The 22,041-nt window shown below is 70.9% G+C and carries 17 protein-coding genes; 16 read left to right on the forward strand and 1 reads right to left on the reverse strand.

The window, feature by feature from the left end; translation table 11 throughout:
• Nucleotides 1-109: 109 nt before the first annotated feature.
• The 16 genes from rsmH to ACPXCS_RS19305 all read left to right on the forward strand — a co-directional run bounded on the left by rsmH (nt 110) and on the right by ACPXCS_RS19305 (nt 18,076).
• Nucleotides 110-1,066 carry a 16S rRNA (cytosine(1402)-N(4))-methyltransferase RsmH gene (gene rsmH, locus ACPXCS_RS19230; protein ID WP_425945453.1) on the forward strand — a complete coding sequence of 319 codons (957 nt, stop codon included), beginning with the start codon at nt 110-112 and terminating at the stop codon, nt 1,064-1,066.
• Nucleotides 1,067-1,333: 267 nt separating this feature from the next.
• Complete coding sequence (locus tag ACPXCS_RS19235) at nt 1,334-1,783, forward strand: septum formation initiator family protein (RefSeq protein WP_311687643.1); 450 nt, start codon at nt 1,334-1,336, stop codon at nt 1,781-1,783.
• A gap of 5 nt (nt 1,784-1,788) precedes the next feature.
• Nucleotides 1,789-3,750: a peptidoglycan D,D-transpeptidase FtsI family protein gene (locus ACPXCS_RS19240; RefSeq protein ID WP_425945454.1), complete on the forward strand. Its 1,962-nt coding sequence runs from the start codon at nt 1,789-1,791 to the stop codon at nt 3,748-3,750.
• 180 nt (nt 3,751-3,930) lie between these two features.
• Nucleotides 3,931-5,451, forward strand: coding sequence for a UDP-N-acetylmuramoyl-L-alanyl-D-glutamate--2,6-diaminopimelate ligase (locus tag ACPXCS_RS19245; RefSeq protein WP_425945455.1), 1,521 nt, complete (start codon nt 3,931-3,933; stop codon nt 5,449-5,451).
• A gap of 28 nt (nt 5,452-5,479) precedes the next feature.
• Nucleotides 5,480-6,895 (forward strand): UDP-N-acetylmuramoyl-tripeptide--D-alanyl-D-alanine ligase, encoded by a 1,416-nt coding sequence (locus tag ACPXCS_RS19250; RefSeq protein ID WP_425945456.1) that lies wholly within the window; start codon nt 5,480-5,482, stop codon nt 6,893-6,895.
• Nucleotides 6,895-7,986: a phospho-N-acetylmuramoyl-pentapeptide-transferase gene (gene mraY, locus ACPXCS_RS19255; RefSeq protein WP_425945762.1), complete on the forward strand. Its 1,092-nt coding sequence runs from the start codon at nt 6,895-6,897 to the stop codon at nt 7,984-7,986. Before ACPXCS_RS19250 ends, mraY begins: the two co-directional genes overlap by 1 nt.
• Nucleotides 7,968-9,410, forward strand: coding sequence for a UDP-N-acetylmuramoyl-L-alanine--D-glutamate ligase (murD, locus tag ACPXCS_RS19260; protein ID WP_425945457.1), 1,443 nt, complete (start codon nt 7,968-7,970; stop codon nt 9,408-9,410). The genes mraY and murD overlap by 19 nt, the downstream gene beginning before the upstream one ends.
• Before the next feature lie 135 nt (nt 9,411-9,545).
• Nucleotides 9,546-10,910: a putative lipid II flippase FtsW gene (gene ftsW, locus ACPXCS_RS19265; RefSeq protein WP_425945458.1), complete on the forward strand. Its 1,365-nt coding sequence runs from the start codon at nt 9,546-9,548 to the stop codon at nt 10,908-10,910.
• 6 nt (nt 10,911-10,916) lie between these two features.
• Nucleotides 10,917-12,014 (forward strand): undecaprenyldiphospho-muramoylpentapeptide beta-N-acetylglucosaminyltransferase, encoded by a 1,098-nt coding sequence (murG, locus tag ACPXCS_RS19270; protein ID WP_010039354.1) that lies wholly within the window; start codon nt 10,917-10,919, stop codon nt 12,012-12,014.
• 26 nt (nt 12,015-12,040) lie between these two features.
• Nucleotides 12,041-12,835, forward strand: a complete 795-nt coding sequence (locus tag ACPXCS_RS19275) for a cell division protein FtsQ/DivIB (RefSeq protein ID WP_425945459.1) — start codon at nt 12,041-12,043, stop codon at nt 12,833-12,835.
• Between the two features lie 288 nt (nt 12,836-13,123).
• Nucleotides 13,124-14,317: a cell division protein FtsZ gene (gene ftsZ / locus ACPXCS_RS19280; protein WP_425945460.1), complete on the forward strand. Its 1,194-nt coding sequence runs from the start codon at nt 13,124-13,126 to the stop codon at nt 14,315-14,317.
• Between the two features lie 10 nt (nt 14,318-14,327).
• Nucleotides 14,328-15,059 (forward strand): peptidoglycan editing factor PgeF, encoded by a 732-nt coding sequence (gene pgeF, locus ACPXCS_RS19285; RefSeq protein ID WP_425945461.1) that lies wholly within the window; start codon nt 14,328-14,330, stop codon nt 15,057-15,059.
• 6 nt (nt 15,060-15,065) lie between these two features.
• Complete coding sequence (locus ACPXCS_RS19290; RefSeq protein WP_425945462.1) at nt 15,066-15,785, forward strand: YggS family pyridoxal phosphate-dependent enzyme; 720 nt, start codon at nt 15,066-15,068, stop codon at nt 15,783-15,785.
• A 129-nt stretch (nt 15,786-15,914) separates the two neighbouring features.
• Nucleotides 15,915-16,556 carry a cell division protein SepF gene (locus tag ACPXCS_RS19295; protein ID WP_094052512.1) on the forward strand — a complete coding sequence of 214 codons (642 nt, stop codon included), beginning with the start codon at nt 15,915-15,917 and terminating at the stop codon, nt 16,554-16,556.
• A 60-nt stretch (nt 16,557-16,616) separates the two neighbouring features.
• Nucleotides 16,617-16,901, forward strand: coding sequence for a YggT family protein (locus ACPXCS_RS19300; RefSeq protein WP_351355446.1), 285 nt, complete (start codon nt 16,617-16,619; stop codon nt 16,899-16,901).
• Nucleotides 16,902-16,954: 53 nt separating this feature from the next.
• Nucleotides 16,955-18,076, forward strand: coding sequence for a DivIVA domain-containing protein (locus ACPXCS_RS19305; RefSeq protein WP_344542267.1), 1,122 nt, complete (start codon nt 16,955-16,957; stop codon nt 18,074-18,076).
• Between the two features lie 215 nt (nt 18,077-18,291).
• Here ACPXCS_RS19305 and ileS read toward each other — a convergent pair whose 3' ends face one another.
• On the reverse strand, nt 18,292-21,435 hold the full coding sequence (ileS, locus tag ACPXCS_RS19310) for an isoleucine--tRNA ligase (protein WP_425945463.1): 3,144 nt from the start codon (nt 21,433-21,435) through the stop codon (nt 18,292-18,294).
• Nucleotides 21,436-22,041 lie beyond the last annotated feature (606 nt).

Below are 22,041 nucleotides of genomic sequence, written 5' to 3' on the forward strand. Positions count from 1 at the left end.
GGCCTCCTCCCGCTCCCGGTCGACTGACGCTTCCGGCGCCGGCAGGCCTCCTCACGAGCGGGCGGTGACCCGGCGGTGCGCACGGGCCCGCCGGATCTGAGAGGGCCCCTTGAGCGAGAGTCGACACGTCCCGGTGATGCTCCAGCGGTGCCTGGACCTGCTGGCACCCGCCCTCGAGGGCCCGGACGCCGTGGTCGTCGACTGCACCCTCGGCCTCGGCGGCCACAGCGAGGCGCTCCTGGAGCGGTTCCCGGACGTCCGCCTCGTCGCCCTGGACCGCGACAAGGAGGCCCTGCGCCTGTCCGGCGAGCGCCTCGCGCCGTACGGGGAGCGCGCCACCCTCGTCCACGCCGTCTACGACGAACTCCCCGACGTGCTGCGCCGGCTCGGCCTCGCGCGCGTGCAGGGCGTCCTGTTCGACCTCGGTGTCTCCTCCATGCAGCTCGACGAGGCCGACCGCGGTTTCGCCTACGCCCAGGACGCCCCGCTCGACATGCGGATGGACCAGACGACCGGGGTCAGCGCCGCGGAGGTCCTCAACACGTACCCGCCGGGCGAACTGGTCCGGATCCTGCGGGCCTACGGCGAGGAGAAGCAGGCCAAGCGGATCGTCGGCGCGATCGTGCGCGAGCGGGAGAAGGAGCCGTTCACCACCAGCGCGCGGCTGGTCGAGCTGATCCGCGACGCCCTGCCGCAGGCCGCCAAGCGCACCGGCGGCAACCCGGCCAAGCGCACCTTCCAGGCCCTGCGCATCGAGGTCAACGGTGAACTCGCCGTCCTGGAACGGGCGATCCCGGCCGCCGTGAAGGCGCTGGACGTGGGCGGGCGGATCGCCGTGCTGTCGTACCACTCGCTGGAGGACCGGCTGGTCAAGCAGGTGTTCGCGGCGGGCGCCGCCACCACCGCGCCGCCCGGGCTGCCGGTCGTGCCGGAGCGCTACCAGCCGCGGCTCAAGCTGCTCACCCGCGGTGCCGAACTCCCCACGGAGGAGGAGATCGCCGAGAACCGGCGAGCGGCACCGGCGCGGCTGCGCGGCGCCCAGCGCATCAGGGAGGACGTCGAGTGAGCCAGGGGTGGTCCGGGACCGATGGAGCGCGAGTGGGCGACGGGTGGCTGTCGCCGGTCCGCGGAGCGCGAGCGGGCGAGGGACGGTCGCCGCGGGCCGGTGGAGCGCCGGCCCGCGACGGGCGGCCGTGCCGGGCCGGTGGAGCGCGAGTGGGCGACGCAGGGCTGCCACGGGCCGGTGGAGCGTCACCGCGCGACGGGCGGCCGTCCCGGGCGCGCGCAGCGCGCGCCGGCCGGCGACGCCCCCGCCCGGCCCGAGGGAGCGCGCGTGAGCAGTAGACCCGAACTGACGGGCAGGGCGGCACGTCTCGCGCGGCTCTTCCCCACCGGACCCGGGCAGGCCGCCCGCACCCCCTTCGTCCTCCTGGTCGTCCTCCTCCTCGGCGGCGGCCTCATCGGCCTGCTCGTGCTGAACTCGGCCGTCAGCGAGGGCGCGTTCCAGCTCGACGACCTCCAGCGCGAGACGAAGAACCTCACCGACGAGGAGCAGGCCCTCCAGCGGGACATCGACGCCTACTCCGCCCCCGAGGCCCTCCAGCGCCGCGCCCGCGAGCTCGGCATGGTCCCCGGCGGCGACCCCGCCTTCCTGGGCCCCGACGGCACGGTCAAGGGCGTCCCCAGCCCCGCCCCCGGCGTCCGTCCGGCCGCCGCCCACGTCCCCCTGGTCCTCGCCCCCGAGGCCATGCCCGACGGCACCGCATCGACCCCCGGCAGGTGACGGAAGTGTCCGACAGGGAACCGCCACGCCGCCGTGTGCCCGGCCCCGCCAGGCCCGCACGCCCCGAGGCCCGGCGCCGGCCCGGGCCCGGTGCCCGGCCGGCCCGGCGGCCCGGACCGGGACGCACGGCCCCGCCCAAGCCGCTCCGGCTGGGCAGCCCGCGCCCCCGGCTGCGCCTGATCGGGCTCGCGCTCACCCTCGTGCTGACCGCCTTCGTCGTACGGCTCTTCCAGGTGCAGGCCGTCGACGCGAGCACCTACGCCGCGAAGGCCGAGCAGAACCGCTACGTCGGGCAGGTGCTGGCCGCCGACCGCGGCGAGATCACCGACCGCTCCGGCGTCGCCCTCGCCACCAGCGAGGACGCCTACGACATCACGGCCGACCCCACGATGTTCGCGCCGGACATGCTGAAGATCGCCGACGGCCCCGAGCAGGCGGCCGCCCTGCTCGCGCCGATCCTCGGGCAGGACCAGGAGACCCTGGTCGGCAAGCTGCGGCCGAAGAACAAGGCCCTGCGCTACGTGAAGCTGGCCTCCCGCCAGACCCCGCAGGTCTGGAAGCAGATCAAGGACCTGAAGTCCGCGCTCGCCAAGAAGGAGGAGACGGACAAGTCCGTGCACAACGTGCTCGCGGGCGTCTTCTCCGTCGCCACCAGCAAGCGCGTGTACCCCAACGGCGAGCTCGCCGCCGGGATACTGGGCTGGGTCAACGGCGAGGGCAATCCGGGCGGCGGCATCGAGCTCCAGCTGAACAGGCAACTGGCCGGCAAGGACGGCAAGATCCGCTACGCCCAGTCCGGCGGCCGCCTGGTCCCGACCGCGGGGGGCGCCACCGAGACGCCCGCCGTACCGGGCAGCGACATCGAGCTCACCATCGACCGCGACATCCAGTGGGCCGCGCAGAACGCCATCTCGGAGCAGGTGAAGGAGTCCGCAGCCGATCGCGGCTACGTCATCGTCCAGGACACCCGCACCGGGCAGATCCTGGCCATGGCCAACGCGCCCGGCTTCGACCCCAACGACCTGTCCGACGCCGACCCGTCCGCCCTCGGCAACGCGGCCCTGCAGGACGCCTTCGAGCCCGGCTCGACCGCCAAGGTCATGTCGATGGCCGCCGTCCTCCAGGAACAGGCAGCCACCCCCATGACCCACGTGGTGGTGCCCAACCGGCTGCACCGCGGCGACCGCCTCTTCAAGGACGACGTCGACCACCCGACCTGGTACCTGACGCTCAACGGCGTCCTCGCCAAGTCCAGCAACATCGGCACCATCCTCGCCACCGGCCAGCTCGGCAGGACCCAGGCGCAGTCCAACAAGGTCCTCTACGACTACCTGCGCAAGTTCGGCCTCGGCAGCTACACCGGCCTGGGCTTCCCCGGCGAGACCAAGGGCATCCTCGCCCCGCCCGACAAGTGGTCGACCTCGCAGCAGTACACGATCCCTTTCGGCCAGGGCGTCTCCATCAACGCCATGCAGGCCGCCTCCGTGTACTCGACCATCGCCAACGGCGGCGTACGCGTCGAACCCACGCTCGTACGCGGCACCAAGGGCCCCGACGGCCGCTTCACTCCCGCCCCCGAGCCCGAGAAGACGCGGGTCGTGAGCGCGCAGACGGCGAAGACCCTCGCCCGGATGCTGGAGTCCGTCGTGGACGACGAGGAGGGCACCGGCACCAAGGCGCGCATCCCCGGCTACCGCGTCGCGGGCAAGACGGGCACCGCCAACCGCGTGGATCCGGCCACCGGCAAGTACCACGGCTACACCTCCTCGTTCGCCGGGTTCGCACCCGCCGACAAGCCCCGCATCACCGTCTACTGCGCCATCCAGAACGCCACCCAGGGCAGCTACTTCGGCGGGCAGATCTGCGGCCCCGTCTACAAGAAGGTCATGGAGTTCGCACTGAAGTCCCTCCAGGTCCCGCCGACCGGGGCCAAGCCCGCCAAGCTCCCGGTCACCTTCCAGCGCTGACCGGCCACATACGCCGGTCAGCACCGAACAGCCAGGAACCACCTCGTGACGACGATCACCCCGGATCCCGGGAACCAGCACACCCCCGGCCCCTCACTTCGCCCCCGGGCGGGTACTCCCGGTACGCTCACCGCCGTGCCACACGCTGATCAGTCCCAAACCACCCAGAAGGGCCATCCCGTGACATACCCCGGGCCGCCCAGGCCGGTGCAGGTCTCCGCCACATCCCTCGCGGAACTCGCCGATCAGCTGGGTGCTCCCGCGCCCCGGGACGCCGCCGAGGTCACGGGCATCACCCATGACTCGCGGGCCGTGCGCCCCGGCGACCTGTACGCCGCCCTCCCGGGCGCCCGCCTGCACGGCGCCGACTTCGTCGACCAGGCCGCGGGCCTCGGCGCCGCCGCCGTGCTGACCGACCCGACCGGCGCCGACCGCGCCGCCGCGTCCGGCCTGCCCGTCCTGGTCGTCGACGACCCGCGCGGGCAGATGGGCGAGCTGGCCGCCACGATCTACGGCCACCCCGGCCGGGACCTGCTGCAGATCGGCATCACCGGCACCTCCGGCAAGACCACCACCGCCTACCTCGTCGAGGGCGGCCTGAAGACCGTCAGGTCCACCGGCCTGATCGGCACGGTCGAGATGCGCATCGGCGACGAGCGCATCAAGTCCGAGCGGACCACGCCCGAGGCCACCGACCTGCAGGCCCTGTTCGCCGTGATGCGCGAACGCGGCGTCGAGGCGGTCGCCATGGAGGTCTCCAGCCACGCCCTGGTGCTGGGCCGCGTCGACGGCTGCGTCTTCGACATCGGCGTCTTCACCAACCTCAGCCCGGAGCACATGGAGTTCCACTCCGACATGGAGGACTACTTCCAGGCGAAGGCGCAGCTGTTCACCCCGAAACGGAGCAGGCTCGGCGTGGTCAACGTCGACGACGAGTACGGCCGCAGGCTGGTGAAGGAAGCCGGCGTCCCGGTCGTCACCTACTCCGCCGAGGGCCACCCCGACGCCGACTGGCGCGCCGAGGACGTCCAGGTCGGCCGGCTGGACTCGACGTTCACCGTCGTCGGGCCCAAGGGCGAGCGGATCAGCGCCACGTCGCCGCTGCCGGGCCCGTTCAACGTGGCCAACACCCTGGCCGCGATCGTCGCCCTCGCCGTCGCCGGGCTCGATCCGCAGGCCGCCGCCGACGGCGTCGCCGCCGTCCCGGGCGTGCCGGGCCGACTGGAGCGCGTGGACGCCGGGCAGCCGTACCTCGCGGTCGTCGACTACGCGCACAAGACCGACGCCGTCGAGTCCGTGCTGCGCGCCCTGCGCAAGGTCACCGAGGGCAGGCTGCACATCGTCCTCGGCTGCGGCGGCGACCGGGACAGGACCAAGCGGGAGCCGATGGGCGCCGCCGCGGCGCGGCTCGCCGACACCGCCGTCCTGACCTCCGACAACCCCCGTGGCGAGGACCCGCTCGCGATCCTCGCCACGATGCTGCAGGGCGCGGCCTCCGTGCCCGCGCACGAGCGCGGCGAGGTGCAGGTCTTCGAGGACCGGGCCGCCGCGATCGCCGCCGCCGTGGCGCGTGCCGAGCCCGGCGACACCGTGCTGGTCGCGGGCAAGGGCCACGAGCAGGGCCAGGACATCGCCGGGGTGGTCCGTCCCTTCGACGACCGCCAGGTGCTCCGCGAAGCCATCCAGAAGACCCAGGGATGAAAATCCAGAAGACCCAGGGGATGAACTTGTGATCGCCCTCTCCCTCGCCGAGATCGCAGAAGTCGTCGGCGGGCAGACGCACGACATACCGGATCCGTCCGTCCAGGTCACCGGCCCGGTGGTCCGGGACTCCCGCGAGGCGGGGCCGGGCAGCCTGTTCGTGGCCTTCGCCGGTGAGCGCGTGGACGGCCACGACTTCGCGGCGGCGGTCGTCGAGGCGGGAGCGGTGGCCGTGCTCGGCACCCGTCCCGTCGGCGTCCCCGCGATCGTCGTGGACGACGTGCAGACCGCTCTCGCCGCCCTCGCGCGGCACGTCGTGGCCCGCCTCGGCGCCACCCTCGTCGCCCTCACCGGCTCGGCGGGCAAGACCAGCACCAAGGACCTCATCGCGCAGGTGCTCCAGCGCAAGGCGCCCACGGTGTTCACGCCCGGCTCCCTCAACAACGAGATCGGGCTGCCGCTGACCGCGCTCAGTGCCACCGAGGAGACCAGGTTCCTCGTCCTGGAGATGGGCGCCCGCGGCATCGGGCACATCCGCTACCTCACGGAACTGACCCCGCCGAAGATCGGCCTGGTGCTCAACGTCGGATCCGCCCACATCGGCGAGTTCGGCGGCCGCGAGCAGATCGCCCAGGCCAAGGGCGAACTCGTGGAGTCCCTGCCCTCCGAGGCCGACGGCGGCACGGCCGTCCTCAACGCGGACGACCCCTACGTACGGGCCATGGCCTCCCGTACGAAGGCGAAGGTGCTCTTTTTCGGAGAGTCCGACGAAGCGGACGTGTCCGCCGAGAACGTGCGACTCACGGACACCGGACAGCCCTCGTTCAGGCTTCACACACCCTCCGGTGCAAGCGATGTGACCATGCGCCTGTACGGTGAGCACCACGTGTCGAACGCGCTCGCCGCGGCCGCCGTCGCCCACGAGTTGGGCATGTCCGCAGACGAGATCGCCCTCGCGCTCTCCGAGGCGGGCTCCCTCTCCCGCTGGCGCATGGAGGTCACCGAGCGCCCGGACGGCGTGACGGTCGTCAACGACGCCTACAACGCGAACCCCGAGTCCATGAAGGCCGCGCTGCGCGCGCTGGCGGCCATGGGCAAGGGACGCCGGACGTGGGCGGTGCTCGGCAAGATGGCCGAGCTCGGGGACGAGGCTCTCGCCGAGCACGACGCGGTCGGGCGGCTCGCCGTCCGGCTCAACGTCAGCAAGCTCGTCGCGGTCGGTGGCAGGGAAGCCGCCTGGCTGCAACTGGGCGCATATAACGAGGGTTCGTGGGGTGAGGAGTCGGTGCACGTGTCCGACGCACAGGCGGCGGTCGACCTGTTGCGCAGCGAGTTGCGCCCGGGGGACGTCGTGCTCGTGAAGGCGTCCCGTTCGGTCGGGCTCGAGAGCGTTGCCCAGGCGCTGCTGGAGTCCGGTGCCGAGGGTGAGGTTGCCGCCCGATGATGAAGCAGATCCTGTTCGCAGGAGTCATTGGTCTCTTCCTCACACTGGTCGGCACCCCGCTGCTGATCAAGCTGCTCGCGCGCAAGGGCTACGGCCAGTACATCCGCGACGACGGCCCGCGCGAGCACGCCAGCAAGCGCGGTACGCCGACCATGGGCGGCATCGCGTTCATCCTGGCGACGGTGGCCGCGTACTTCCTGGCCAAGGTCATCACGGGCTATGTGGACCCGAAGACCGACGCGGCGCCGACCTTCTCGGGTCTGCTGGTGCTCGGCCTGATGGTCGGCATGGGTCTGGTCGGCTTCCTCGACGACTACATCAAGATCGTCAAGCGGCGTTCGCTGGGTCTGCGGGCCAAGGCGAAGATGGCCGGCCAGCTGATCGTCGGCATCGGATTCGCGGTGCTGTCCCTGCAGTTCGCGGACAACCGCGGCAACACCCCCGCCTCCACGAAGCTGTCGTTCATCACGGACTTCGGCTGGACGATCGGCCCGGTGCTGTTCGTGGTCTGGGCGCTGTTCATGATCCTCGCGATGTCCAACGGCGTGAACCTGACCGACGGTCTGGACGGACTCGCCACCGGTGCCTCGGTGCTCGTCTTCGGCGCCTACACCTTCATCGGCGTCTGGCAGTTCCAGGAGTCCTGCGCCAACGCGGGCACCCTGACCAACCCCGGAGCCTGTTACGAGGTCCGCGACCCGCTCGACCTCGCGGTGGTCGCCTCCGCGCTGATGGGCGCCTGCCTGGGCTTCCTGTGGTGGAACACCTCGCCGGCCAAGATCTTCATGGGCGACACCGGTTCGCTGGCGCTCGGCGGTGTGCTCGCCGGCCTCGCGATCTGCTCGCGCACCGAGCTGCTCCTCGCCATCCTGGGCGGCTTGTTCGTCCTGATCACCATGTCCGTGGTGATCCAGGTCGGTTCGTTCCGGCTCACCGGCAAGCGCGTCTTCCGGATGGCGCCACTGCAGCACCACTTCGAACTCAAGGGCTGGTCCGAAGTGCTCGTCGTGGTCCGTTTCTGGATCATCCAGGGCATTTGTGTGATCGTCGGACTCGGCCTCTTCTACGCAGGATGGGCAGCGGACAAGTGACCTCCTCGGAGCCTTTCGACTTTCAGGGCAAGCACGTCACCGTCGCCGGACTCGGCGTCTCGGGCGTCCCGGCGGCCAAGGTGCTGCACGGTCTGGGCGCGACCGTCACCGTCGTCAACGACGGCGCCGACGAGCGCGCGCGGGCGCAGGCGGCCGAGTTGGAGGCGCTCGGGATCACCGTGCGCCTGGGCGACGGCGACTCCCTGCCGGAGGGCACCGAGCTGATCGTCACCGCACCCGGCTGGAAGCCGGACAAGCCGCTGTTCACGGCGGCGGCACAGGCGGGCGTCCCGGTCTGGGGCGACGTCGAACTGGCCTGGCGCCTGCGCGGCCCCGACGCCGCGCCCTGGCTCGCCGTCACGGGCACCAACGGCAAGACCACCACCGTCCAGATGCTCGCCTCGATCCTGAAGGCGGCGGGCCTGCGCACCGCCGCCGTCGGCAACATCGGCGTCTCCCTGCTGGACGCGGTCCTCGGCGAGGAGCGCTACGACGTCCTGGCCGTGGAGCTGTCCAGCTACCAGCTCCACTGGGCGCCGTCCCTGCGCGCCCACTCGGCCGCGGTGCTCAACCTCGCCCCCGACCACCTCGACTGGCACGGCTCCATGGAGGCGTACGCCGCCGACAAGGGCCGCATCTACGAGGGCAATCGCGTCGCCTGCGTCTACAACGTGGCCGACAGGGCCACCGAGGACCTGGTCCGCGAGGCCGACGTGGAGGAGGGCTGCCGCGCCGTCGGCTTCACCCTCGGCACCCCGGCGCCCTCCCAACTGGGCGTCGTGGAGGGCATCCTCGTCGACCGCGCCTTCGTCGAGAACCGGCAGAAGAACGCCCAGGAGCTCGCCGAGGTCGCCGACATCGACCCGCCGGCCCCGCACAACATCGCCAACGCCCTCGCGGCGGCGGCCCTGGCCCGCGCCTACGGCGTGCCCGCCAGGGCCGTCCGGGACGGGCTGCGGGCCTTCACCCCGGACGCCCACCGCATCGCGCACGTCGCCGACGTGGACGGGGTCGCCTACGTCGACGACTCCAAGGCGACCAACACCCACGCCGCGGAAGCCTCGTTGGCGGCCTACGAGTCGATCGTGTGGATCGCGGGCGGGCTCGCCAAGGGCGCGACCTTCGACGAGCTGGTCGCCAAGTCGGCGAAGCGGCTGCGCGGGGCGGTGCTGATCGGCGCGGACCGCGCGCTCATCCGCGAAGCCCTGGCGCGACACGCCCCGGAGGTACCCGTCGTCGACCTCGACCGGACCGACACTGGGGCGATGCGCGCGGCGGTCCACGAGGCGCACAGGCTCGCTCAGGCGGGCGACACGGTGCTGCTGGCCCCGGCCTGCGCCTCCATGGACATGTTCGCCAACTACAACAAGCGCGGGGACGCTTTCGCGGACGCGGTTCGCGAGCTCGGCTCCGTCGAGGGCTGACCCGGGTCCGCCTCGCCCGGCGGTGACGCCGGGCGTACCTGGGAGGGACGCGTGACACGGATGTGGCTGGTGCCCGAGCGGCCGGGGAGCGTGCGCGGCACGACGTCCCCCACCGGCAAGGCGGGGTGAGCGGCGATGCCCACCAGCCGCACCGGACGGCCCCCGTCCCCGCGCGCCCCGAAGCGCCCCGTCGCCCCGCGGCCGCCGCGCGAGAACGGCGTCCTCGGCCTGTACACCCGCGCCCGGCGCGGCTGGGACCGGCCGCTGACCGCCTACTACCTGATCTTCGGCGGCAGCGCGCTGATCACCGTGCTGGGCCTGGTGATGGTCTACTCGGCCTCCCAGATCACCGCGCTGCAGATGTCGCTGCCCGGCTCGTACTTCTTCCGCAAGCAGCTGCTCGCGGCGGTCATCGGCGCCGGTCTGCTGTTCGCCGCCTCACGCATGCCGGTGAAACTCCACCGGGCGCTGGCCTACCCCATCCTGGCGGGCGCCGTCTTCCTCATGGCCCTGGTGCAGGTCCCCGGGATAGGAGTCTCGGTCAACGGCAACCAGAACTGGATCGCCGTCGGCGGCTCCTTCCAGCTCCAGCCCAGCGAGTTCGGCAAGCTCGCGCTGGTGCTGTGGGGCGCCGATCTGCTCGCGCGCAAGCAGGACAAGAGGCTGCTGACCCAGTGGAAGCACATGCTCGTGCCGCTGGTCCCGGCCGCCTTCATGCTGCTCGGGCTCATCATGATCGGCGGCGACATGGGCACCGCGATCATCCTCACGGCCATCCTGTTCGGCCTGCTCTGGCTGGCCGGCGCGCCCACGCGGCTGTTCGCCGGCGTCCTGTCGGTCGCCGCCGTGCTCGGCCTGATCCTCATCAAGACCAGCCCCAACCGCATGGCCCGCCTGCAGTGCCTCGGCGCCACCGAACCCCAGTCCGGACCCGTCGACTGCTGGCAGGCCGTACACGGCATCTACGCCCTCGCCTCCGGCGGGATCTTCGGCTCGGGGCTGGGCGCGAGTGTGGAGAAATGGGGCCAACTCCCCGAAGCCCACACCGACTTCATCTTCGCCGTCACCGGTGAGGAACTGGGCCTGGCGGGGACGCTGTCGGTCCTCGCCCTCTTCGCGGCTCTAGGCTATGCGGGTATCCGCGTGGCCGGACGCACGGAGGACCCGTTCGTGAGGTATGCCGCGGGAGGCGTGACCACCTGGATCACGGCCCAGGCCGTGATCAACATCGGTGCGGTGCTCGGTCTGCTGCCGATCGCCGGTGTGCCTCTCCCGCTGTTCTCCTACGGAGGATCCGCCCTGCTGCCGACCATGTTCGCCATCGGGCTGCTGATCGCCTTCGCACGCGACGAGCCCGCTGCGCGGGCAGCGCTTGCGATGCGGCAACCTCGCTTTGGTAGAAAGCGGGGGGCCGGGGGAACCGGTTCGGGTCGGAGTCCCCGGAGATGGAACACGATGCGACGGCGCGCCACGGCGGCGCGTCCGTCCGGAGAGCGGTGAATTTCGGTGCATGTCGTACTCGCCGGCGGAGGAACCGCGGGCCACATCGAGCCCGCGCTCGCCCTCGCGGACGCCCTGCGCAGGCAGGACCCGACCGTGGGCATCACGGCCCTGGGCACGGAGCGAGGTCTGGAGACACGTCTCGTACCCGAGCGCGGCTACGAACTGGCGCTGATCCCCGCCGTACCGCTGCCGCGCAAGCCCACCCCCGAGCTGATCACCGTCCCGGGCCGGCTGCGCGGCACCATCAAGGCGACCGAGCAGATCCTGGAGCGCACCAAGGCGGACGCCGTGGTCGGCTTCGGCGGCTACGTCGCCCTGCCCGGCTACCTGGCGGCCAAGCGCCTCGGTGTGCCGATCGTCATCCACGAGGCCAACGCCCGCCCGGGCCTGGCCAACAAGATCGGCTCGCGCTACGCCAGCCAGGTCGCGGTCTCCACGCCGGACAGCAAGCTGCGCGGCGCCCGCTACATCGGCATCCCGCTGCGCCGCTCCATCGCCACCCTGGACCGCGCCGCCGTACGCCCCGAGGCCCGGGCCGCCTTCGGGCTCGACCCGAACCTGCCCACGCTGCTGGTCTCCGGCGGCTCCCAGGGCGCCCGCCGCCTCAACGAGGTCGTGCAGACGGTCGCGCCCTGGCTCCAGCAGGCCGGCATCCAGATCCTGCACGCGGTCGGCCCGAAGAACGAACTGCCGCAGGTCCAGCAGATGCCGGGGATGCCCCCCTACATCCCGGTAAGTTACCTGGACCGGATGGACCTCGCGTACGCGGCGGCCGACATGATGCTCTGCCGCGCGGGTGCGATGACCGTCGCCGAACTCTCCGCCGTCGGGCTCCCGGCCGCCTACGTCCCGCTGCCCATCGGCAACGGCGAACAGCGGCTCAACGCCCAGCCGGTGGTGAAGGCCGGCGGCGGCCTGCTGGTCGACGACGCGGAGCTGACCCCCGAGTGGGTCCAGCAGAACGTCCTGCCCGTGCTCGCCGACCCGCACCGGCTGTACCAGATGTCCCGCGCCGCCGCCGAGTTCGGCCGCCGGGACGCCGACGACCTGCTCGTCGGCATGGTGTACGAGGCGATCGCCGCCGCTCGTGCACACCGCTAGGCACGTATGACGGAAGGCAGGGGAGCGTGGCCGGATCGACCACCGCCGAGCGCGGTGAACGCCAGCAGAAGTCGTCCGGCCCGCCGCCCGTCAGGCGTCTGAGGCGGCGCCACGTTCGTGTGATGGTCATCCTGGGCCTGGTCCTGCTCTTCCTCGGCACACCGACGCTGTGGCTGTTCTACGGGTCCGACTGGCTGCGGGCCGAGCAGGTCTCCGTGTCGGGCACCCGGGTCCTGACGCCGGCTCAGGTCCGGGCGGCCGCCGAGGTGCCCCTCGGCAAGCCGCTGATTTCCGTCGACACGAACGCGATCGAGACGCGGCTGCGCCGGACATTGCCCCGGATCGACGCGGTTGACGTGGTCCGCTCCTGGCCTCGTGGAATCGAGCTGAAAGTGGTCGAGCGGACTCCGGTTCTGATTGTCCAAAAGGGCGGAAAGTTCATCGAAGTGGACGATGAAGGTGTCCGTTTCGCCACGGTTCCCGAGGCGCCGAAAGGCGTGCCCGCACTGGAATTGACGCTGGCGCGCTCCGGCTCGGCCGCCGCCAGCCTGCGCCGCTTCGGCGAACCCCGGCTGGTGCGCGAGGCGGTCGGCGTCGCCCGTGCCGTTCCGGCCGCGGTCGCCCGCGACACACGGACCGTCAAGGTCCGTTCCTACGACGACATCTCGCTCCAGCTGCGGGACGGCCGCACCGTGGTATGGGGGAGCAGCGAGAAGGGGGCTGCCAAGGCCCGCGCGCTGACCGCCCTGATGAAAGCCTCGCGCGATGCGCGGCACTTCGACGTGAGCGTCCCCACCGCGCCCGCGTCATCAGGGAGTTGACGCACATCCGCGCAGGCCAGCACCCTGGTTGGGCAGCGCTACGGCTGATCACATAGGGTGAAAAGAAAAACGGGAGGTTCGGCGTGTTCGTTGAACGTGCGCCACTTGTCGACTTAGTGTCCTGTTCAGAAGACTCCAAGGAACGGACACACTGGTAACCCTAAACTTCAGGGTTAGGGTTCGGGTCGGCGATACGGACCGTCCCATTCGGCATCAGTCGTCGGGTCGCGGGGCGCAGGGCGTCCCGGGGATTCGGCGACACGTAACTCGAGGCGAGAGGCCTTCGACGTGGCAGCACCGCAGAACTACCTCGCAGTCATCAAAGTCATCGGTGTCGGCGGCGGTGGTGTCAATGCCATCAACCGGATGATCGAGGTCGGTCTCAAGGGCGTCGAGTTCATCGCCATCAACACCGACGCGCAAGCCCTGTTGATGAGCGACGCCGACGTCAAGCTGGACGTCGGCCGTGAACTCACCCGCGGACTCGGCGCCGGAGCCAACCCGGCCGTGGGCCGCAAGGCCGCCGAGGACCACCGCGAGGAGATCGAGGAGGTCCTCAAGGGGGCCGACATGGTCTTCGTGACAGCCGGTGAAGGCGGCGGCACCGGCACCGGCGGCGCGCCCGTCGTGGCCAACATCGCCCGCTCGCTCGGTGCCCTCACCATCGGTGTGGTCACGCGACCGTTCACCTTCGAGGGGCGGCGCCGCGCGAACCAGGCCGAGGACGGCATCGCCGAGCTCCGCGAAGAGGTCGACACCCTCATCGTCATCCCGAACGACCGGCTGCTGTCCATCTCGGACCGCCAGGTCTCGGTGCTCGACGCCTTCAAGTCGGCCGACCAGGTCCTGCTCTCCGGTGTGCAGGGCATCACCGACCTCATCACCACCCCGGGCCTGATCAACCTCGACTTCGCCGACGTCAAGTCGGTCATGTCCGAGGCCGGTTCGGCCCTGATGGGCATCGGCTCCGCCCGCGGCGACGACCGCGCCGTGGCCGCCGCCGAGATGGCGATCTCCTCGCCGCTGCTGGAGGCGTCCATCGACGGCGCCCGCGGCGTGCTGCTCTCCATCTCCGGCGGTTCCGACCTCGGCCTGTTCGAGATCAACGAGGCCGCCCAGCTGGTCAGCGAGGCCGCCCACCCCGAGGCCAACATCATCTTCGGCGCCGTCATCGACGACGCCCTCGGCGACGAGGTCCGGGTCACGGTGATCGCCGCCGGCTTCGACGGGGGCCAGCCCCCCGCCCGCCGGGAGAACGTGATCGGCTCGGCCTCGGCCAAGCGCGAGGAGCCGGCCCCGTCCCGGCAGGCCGAGAGCCGCCCGACCTTCGGCTCGCTCGGCAGCGTGACGCCGAAGGAGGACCCGGAGCCGGCTCCGAAGCCGGTCGAGGACATCCCGGTCGCCCCGCCGGTCCCGCCGGCGCCGCGCACCTACTCGGACAGCGCGGCCGAGGAACTGGACGTACCGGACTTCCTCAAGTGATCCTTCTGACGTGATAGGACAGCGCGAAAGCGTGAGCGGCGCCCACTTCGCCTTCACCGACCGGTGGGGCGGGGTGAGCGCCGCTCCGTATGAGGAGCTCAACCTCGGCGGAGCGGTCGGGGACGACCCCGACGCCGTGCGCACCAACCGGGAGCTGGCCGCCAAGTCCCTCGGTGTCGAACCGGACCGGGTGGTCTGGATGAACCAGGTGCACGGGGCGGACGTGGTGGTCGTGGACGAGCCGTGGGGATCCTCACCCGGGATCCCGTCGGTCGACGCGATCGTCACGGTGCGGCGCGGGCTCGCCTTGGCGGTGCTCACCGCCGACTGCGTGCCGGTGCTGCTGGCCGACCCCGTCGCCGGCATCGCCGCAGCGGCCCACGCGGGCCGCCCCGGCATGATCGCCGGTGTCGTCCCGGCCGCGCTACGCGCGATGACGGACCTGGGCGCCGACCCCTCCCGGATCGTCGCCCGCACCGGACCCACCGTCTGCGGCCGGTGTTACGAGGTGCCCGAGGCGATGCGCGCCGAGGTGTCCGCCGTCGAGCCGGCGGCCTACGCCGAAACGAGCTGGGGCACGCCGGCGGTCGACGTGAGCGCCGGGGTGCACGCTCAGCTGGAACGGCTCGGGGTGCGCGACCGGGAGCAGTCGCCGGTGTGCACGTTGGAGTCACGTGATCACTTCTCGTACCGGCGCGACCGCACCACCGGGCGGCTCGCGGGCTATGTGTGGCTGGACTGACAGGACATGACGGACCGTAAGGACGAACTCGCCGCGAACCTGGCGAAAGTGGAGCGGCGCATCGCGAACGCGTGCGCGGCGGCGGGACGCCCGCGCGAGGAGGTGACCCTGATCGTGGTCACCAAGACCTATCCCGCCGACGATGTGCGGGCCCTCGCGGAACTCGGCGTGCGCCATGTCGCCGAGAACCGCGACCAGGACGCGGCGCCCAAGGCCGCCGCGTGCTCGGATCTGCCCCTGACATGGCACTTCGTGGGTCAACTCCAGACCAACAAGGTGCGATCCGTAGTCAATTACGCGGATTTCGTGCAGTCCGTCGACCGTTCCCGGCTGGTCACCGCCCTGTCGAAGGAGGCCGAGCGGACCGGGCGCGAACTGGGGTGCCTGCTGCAGGTCGCGCTCGACGCCGGTGAGAGCGGGCGGGGCGAGCGCGGCGGCGTGGCGCCCGAGGGCGTCGAGGAGTTGGCCGGACTGGTCGCCGGCGCACCGGGTCTGCGGCTCGCCGGTCTGATGACCGTCGCCCCGCTCACCGGGGAGTACGCGGGTCGCGAACAGGCCGCGTTCGAGCGGTTGAAGGATTTGTCGACGGACCTGCGCCGGAGTCATCCGGCTGCCACCATGGTCTCGGCAGGGATGAGCGCGGACCTCGAACAGGCCGTGGCGGCCGGAGCGACACATGTGCGCGTCGGCAGCGCGGTACTCGGAGTCCGCCCCAGGCTCGGGTAACGTCGCCAAGAAGTCGGACCACAGCAGAAAATATGGTCATTGCCGCCGAAAGGCGGATTCAAGGACCACGTGGATCGCGGGCACTTGGCAGTCGTCAGCCGATCCACCACAGAGCGGAGGACTCAGAGAATGGCCGGCGCGATGCGCAAGATGGCGGTCTACCTCGGCCTCGTGGAGGACGATGGGTACGACGGCCGCGGATTCGACCCCGACGACGACTTCGAACCGGAACTGGACCCGGAACCCGAGCGGGACCACCGTCGGCACGAACCGTCCCACCAGCCGCATGTCTCACATCAGCCCCAAAGGGACGAAGAGGTACGAGTCGTACAGCCGCCCGCACCTCGCGAGCCTGCCCCCCGCTCCGCTTCGCTCCCCGCGGAATCCAGCCGCCCGGCGCGCATCGCGCCCGTGGCATCCATCACACAAGAACGCGCAAGTCTGGAGAAGAACGCACCGGTGATCATGCCCAAGGTCGTGTCCGAACGAGAGCCTTACCGGATCACCACGCTCCACCCGCGGACCTACAACGAGGCCCGTACCATCGGGGAACACTTCCGTGAGGGCACCCCGGTGATCATGAATCTGACTGAGATGGATGACACAGATGCGAAGCGACTTGTCGACTTTGCGGCCGGTTTGGTGTTTGGTCTTCACGGCAGTATCGAGCGGGTGACGCAGAAGGTGTTCCTGTTGTCGCCTGCTAACGTCGATGTCACGGCGGAGGACAAGGCCCGCATCGCAGAGGGCGGGTTCTTCAACCAGAGCTGAGACGCACCACCGGAAACATCAGTACACAGCAGGGCACAGGGGAGAGGGAAGCAACAGGTCATGAGCGTGGTTTTCGACGTTGTCTACATCGCGCTGATGTGCTTCCTCATCGTGCTCATCTTCCGGTTGGTCATGGACTACGTCTTCCAGTTCGCCCGCTCATGGCAACCCGGCAAGGCGATGGTGGTCGTTCTGGAGGCCACCTACACTGTCACTGATCCACCGCTCAAGCTTCTGCGGCGGTTCATTCCGCCGCTGCGTCTCGGGGGCGTGGCGCTCGACCTGTCCTTCTTCGTACTGATGATCATCGTCTACATCCTGATCTCGATCGTGAGCCGGCTGTGAGCGATGTGAACTACGGTCTTGCCGAATGCCGACGACTACGTTGAGGTGAAGAGATGCCGTTGACCCCCGAGGACGTGCGGAACAAGCAGTTCACGACCGTCCGCCTCCGAGAAGGCTATGACGAGGACGAGGTCGATGCCTTCCTCGATGAGGTCGAAGCCGAACTGACCCGCCTGCTCCGCGAGAACGAGGACCTGCGCGCCAAACTGGCCGCGGCCACGCGCGCTGCTGCGCAGAACCAGCAGAACATGCGCAAGCCGCCGGAGCAGGACCAGCAGCAGCAACAGCAGCAGCAGGGCATGCGAGGTCCGGGTGGTCCCGTACCCGCCGGCATATCGGGCCCGCCGCAGCAGCAGATGGGTGGCCCCATGGGTGGTCCGCCCCAGCTGCCGAGCGGTGCCCCGCAGCTGCCCGCCGGTCCCGGCGGTCAGGGTGGTCCCCAGGGTCCTGGTGGTCCCGGTCCGATGGGCCAGGGTCCGGGTCCGATGGGTCAGCCCCCGATGCAGCAGCAGATGGGTGGTCCGATGGGCGGCCCCATGGGCGGTCCGATGGGCGGCCCCGGTCAGGGAGGCCCCGGCGGCGACAGCGCCGCGCGTGTCCTCTCGCTGGCCCAGCAGACCGCCGACCAGGCGATCGCCGAGGCCCGTTCCGAAGCCAACAAGATCGTCGGCGAGGCGCGTTCGCGTGCCGAGGGTCTGGAGCGTGACGCCCGTGCCAAGGCCGACGCCCTGGAGCGGGACGCGCAGGAGAAGCACCGCGTCGCGATGGGCTCCCTGGAGTCCGCCCGCGCCACGCTGGAGCGCAAGGTCGAGGACCTGCGCGGCTTCGAGCGCGAGTACCGCACGCGCCTGAAGTCGTACCTGGAGTCGCAGCTGCGCCAGCTGGAGACCCAGGCCGACGACTCGCTGGCTCCGCCGCGTACTCCCGCGACCGCGTCCCTCCCGCCGTCCCCGGCGCCTTCCATGGCACCGGCCGGCGCGAGCGCCCCGTCCTACGGTGGCAACCAGACGATGGGCGGCCCCCCCTCGCCGTCCGCTCCGTCCTACGGTGGCCAGCAGCAGATGTCCCCGGCGATGACCCAGCCGATGGCGCCGGTGCGTCCGCAGGGTCCGTCGCCGATGGGTCAGGCTCCCTCGCCCATGCGGGGCTTCCTGATCGACGAGGACGACAACTGACGGCCTGATGGCCAGGAGTACGGCATAGACGTCGGCAGCGTTCAGGGCGAGGCCCCGGGTTCACCCCCGGGGCCTCGCCCTTTGCCATGCGCGTTCGCAGCGGCGCAACGGTGTTCGTGCGAACGCAACCGCGGTCGTGCGTACGCAACGCCGAAGGCCCGGAACCACCAAGATCTTTGGCGGGTCCGGGCCTTCGGGGTGGCCGGCCTGGGTGGTTACGCCTTGCGGAGGCGGAACGTCAGGGTCAGGCCCTCGTCGGTGAACGGTTCGCCGTAGCCGTCGCCGGCCTCGCCCTGGGCGAAGTCCGTGGCGAGGACCTCGTCGGCGATCAGGCCGGCGTGGTCGGTGAGGGCCGCGACCGTCGCCGCGTCCGTCGCCGTCCAGCGCAGTGCGATGCGGTCGGCCACGTCGAGGCCGCTGTTCTTGCGGGCCTCCTGGATCAGGCGGATCGCGTCACGGGCGAGGCCCGCACGGCGCAGCTCCTCCGTGATCTCCAGGTCCAGGGCGACCGTCGCGCCCGCGTCGGACGCCACCGACCAGCCCTCACGCGGGGTCTCCGTGATGATGACCTCGTCGGGAGCGAGCGTGATGGTCTCGCCGTCGACCTCCACCGACGCCGTACCCTCGCGCAGGGCCAGGGACAGCGCGGCCGCGTCCGCGTGCGCGACGGCCTTCGCCACGTCCTGGACGCGCTTGCCGAACCGCTTGCCCAGGGCGCGGAAGTTGGCCTTCGCGGTGGTGTCGACCAGGGAGCCGCCGACCTCGCTGAGCGTCGCCAGGGACTCGACGTTCAGCTCCTCCGTGATCTGCGCGCGCAGTTCGGAGTCCAGCGTCTCGAAGCCGGTGGCCGCGATCAGGGCGCGGGACAGCGGCTGGCGGGTCTTGACGCCCGACTCCGCGCGCGTGGCCCGGCCGAGCTCCACCAGCCGGCGCACCAGCACCATCTGCTTCGACAGCTCCGGGTCGATGGCGGTGAGGTCCGCCTCCGGCCAGGAGGAGAGGTGGACCGACTCCGGAGCGCCCGGGGTGACCGGGACGATCAGGTCCTGCCAGACCCGCTCGGTGATGAACGGGGTCAGCGGGGCCATCAGCTGCGTGACCGTCCCGACGACCTCGTGCAGTGTGCGCAGCGCCGCCTTGTCGCCCTGCCAGAAGCGGCGGCGGGAGCGGCGCACGTACCAGTTCGACAGGTCGTCGACGAAGGCGGACAGCAGCTTGCCGGCGCGCTGGGTGTCGTAGGCGTCCAGGGCCTGGGTGACCTGGTCGGTGAGCGCGTGCAGTTCGGACAGCAGCCAGCGGTCCAGGACCGGGCGGTCGGCCGGGGCCGGGTCGGCCTCGGACGGGGCCCAGCCCGTCGTACGGGCGTACAGGGCCTGGAAGGCGACCGTGTTCCAGTACGTCAGGAGGGTCTTGCGGACGACCTCCTGGATGGTGCCGTGGCCCACGCGGCGGGCCGCCCACGGGGAGCCGCCGGCCGCCATGAACCAGCGGACCGCGTCGGCGCCGTGCCGGTCCATGAGCGGGATCGGCTCCAGGGTGTTGCCCAGGTGCTTGGACATCTTGCGGCCGTCCTCGGCGAGGATGTGACCGAGGCAGACCACGTTCTCGTACGACGACTTGTCGAAGACGAGCGTGCCGACCGCCATCAGCGTGTAGAACCAGCCGCGGGTCTGGTCGATGGCCTCGCAGATGAACTGCGCCGGGTAGCGGGACTCGAACAGTTCCTTGTTCTTGTACGGGTAGCCCCACTGCGCGAACGGCATCGAGCCCGAGTCGTACCAGGCGTCGATCACCTCGGGCACGCGCGTGGCGGTCTTGCCGCAGCCGTCCTGCGGGCAGGCGAAGGTGACCTCGTCGATGAACGGGCGGTGCGGGTCCAGGCCCGACTGGTCGGTGCCGGTCAGCTCGGTGAGCTCCGCGAGGGAGCCGGCGCAGGTGAGGTGGTCGTCCTCGCAGCGCCAGATCGGCAGCGGCGTGCCCCAGTAGCGGTTGCGGGAGAGCGCCCAGTCGATGTTGTTGTTCAGCCAGTCGCCGTACCGGCCGTTCTTGACCGTCTCCGGGAACCAGTTGGTGCCCTCGTTCTCCGCGAGGAGGCGGTCCTTGATCGCGGTGGTGCGGATGTACCAGGACGGCTGGGCGTAGTAGAGCAGCGCGGTGTGGCAGCGCCAGCAGTGCGGGTAGCTGTGCTCGTACGGGATGTGCCTGAAGAGCAGGCCGCGGCCGTCGAGGTCGGCGGTGAGCTTCTCGTCGGCCTTCTTGAAGAAGACGCCGCCGACGAGCGGGACGTCCTCCTCGAACGTGCCGTCCGGGCGGACCGGGTTCACCACCGGCAGGCCGTAGGAGCGGCAGACCTTGAGGTCGTCCTCACCGAAGGCGGGGGACTGGTGGACCAGACCCGTGCCGTCCTCGGTGGTGACGTACTCGGCGTTGACGACGAAGTGCGCCGGCTCCGGGAACTCCACCAGCTCGAAGGGGCGCTGGTAGGTCCAGCGCTCCATCTCGGCGCCGGTGAAGCTCTGGCCGGTGGTCTCCCAGCCCTCGCCGAGGGCCTTGGCGACGAGCGGCTCGGCGACGACGAGCTTCTCCTGGCCGTCGGTGGCGACGACGTAGGTGACCTCGGGGTGGGCGGCGACGGCGGTGTTGGACACCAGGGTCCACGGGGTCGTCGTCCACACCAGCAGGGCGGCCTCGCCGGCGAGCGGGCCGGAGGTCAGCGGGAAGCGGACGTAGACGGACGGGTCGACGACCGTCTCGTAGCCCTGCGCCAGCTCGTGGTCGGACAGGCCGGTGCCGCAGCGGGGGCACCAGGGGGCGACGCGGTGGTCCTGGACCAGCAGGCCCTTGTTGAAGATCTCCTTCAGCGACCACCAGACCGACTCGATGTACTCGGGGTCCATCGTGCGGTACGGGTCGTTGAGGTCGGTCCAGTAACCCATGCGGGTCGTGAGCTCTTCGAACGCGTCCGTGTGCCGGGTCACCGACTCGCGGCACTTCGCGTTGAACTCCGCGATGCCGTACGCCTCGATGTCCTGCTTGCCGGAGAAGCCGAGCTCCTTCTCGACGGCGAGCTCCACGGGGAGGCCGTGGCAGTCCCAGCCGGCCTTGCGGGCCACGTGGTAGCCGCGCATGGTGCGGAAGCGGGGGAAGACGTCCTTGAAGACGCGGGCCTCGATGTGGTGGGCGCCCGGCATGCCGTTGGCGGTGGGCGGGCCCTCGTAGAACACCCATTCCGGGCGGCCCTCGGACTGCTCCAGGCTCTTGGCGAAGATCTTCTGCTCGCGCCAGAAGTCGAGCACGGCGTGCTCGAGGGCGGGCAGGTCGACCTGGGCGGGTACCTGGCGATACGTCGGCGATGTCATCAGCGGGCTTCCTCCGGCGGACTTGCTGCCTTCCGTCCGGAGGGACGAGAGCTACGTCTGCCTGCGCCGCCTTCGGCGCGCTCCCGCGGTACCACCCTCCTTGGCCCTCCGGCACGGGGTGTGCGCCGGCGAGCCCCCTCATTGGGGTCGCGATGCCGGGTCTACTGGCCGCTGCCTGGGCTGCGGTGTTCTTCCGGCGGCTCCGGGGTGATCTTCACGTCGCGCTCGCCCCCGGGCTTCCACCGTCCCCGGGTCGCTCTGGGCTGCGTACGCCGCTACTCGTCCCCATCCACGCTTTTCGCTCCGCCCAGTGTACGGCGCCGCGCGGACAGCGGCCGACCGCTTTTCGGGGCCGCCGGGGGGCGGGGTCGGTGAGGCGGCTTATGGGTTTGATGACCTCAATCGGGTGGTATGGGTGTTCGGATCCTGGGACGTCCGGCCCGGCGGATTACCGGACGGGGAGCGGGGCACAACCGATGCATGTTCGCCGCGCGGCGTGCGCGAGGCGGGCGAATCGGGCGGTGTGCCCCGTTGCCGCGGGACTCGAGTCGATTTATCGTCCCAGCACGATGCGCGAGCAAGATCACAATATGTGAAGGGGCCGCG

The sequence above is a fragment of the Streptomyces sp. DT190 genome, assembly GCF_049846985.1.
Classification (GTDB): Bacteria; Actinomycetota; Actinomycetes; order Streptomycetales; family Streptomycetaceae; genus Streptomyces.

Excerpts from the sequence above, each read along its gene's own strand:
- mraY (WP_425945762.1), top strand. The coding sequence starts at position 6,895 with ATGAAGCAGATCCTGTTCGCAGGAGTCATTGGTCTCTTCCTCACACTG.
- murD (WP_425945457.1), top strand. The coding sequence starts at position 7,968 with ATGGGCAGCGGACAAGTGACCTCCTCGGAGCCTTTCGACTTTCAGGGC.
- ftsW (WP_425945458.1), top strand. The coding sequence starts at position 9,546 with ATGCCCACCAGCCGCACCGGACGGCCCCCGTCCCCGCGCGCCCCGAAG.
- ACPXCS_RS19290 (WP_425945462.1), top strand. The coding sequence starts at position 15,066 with ATGACGGACCGTAAGGACGAACTCGCCGCGAACCTGGCGAAAGTGGAG.
- ACPXCS_RS19295 (WP_094052512.1), top strand. The coding sequence starts at position 15,915 with ATGGCCGGCGCGATGCGCAAGATGGCGGTCTACCTCGGCCTCGTGGAG.
- ACPXCS_RS19300 (WP_351355446.1), top strand. The coding sequence starts at position 16,617 with ATGAGCGTGGTTTTCGACGTTGTCTACATCGCGCTGATGTGCTTCCTC.
- ACPXCS_RS19305 (WP_344542267.1), top strand. The coding sequence starts at position 16,955 with ATGCCGTTGACCCCCGAGGACGTGCGGAACAAGCAGTTCACGACCGTC.
- ileS (WP_425945463.1), bottom strand. The coding sequence starts at position 21,435 with ATGACATCGCCGACGTATCGCCAGGTACCCGCCCAGGTCGACCTGCCC.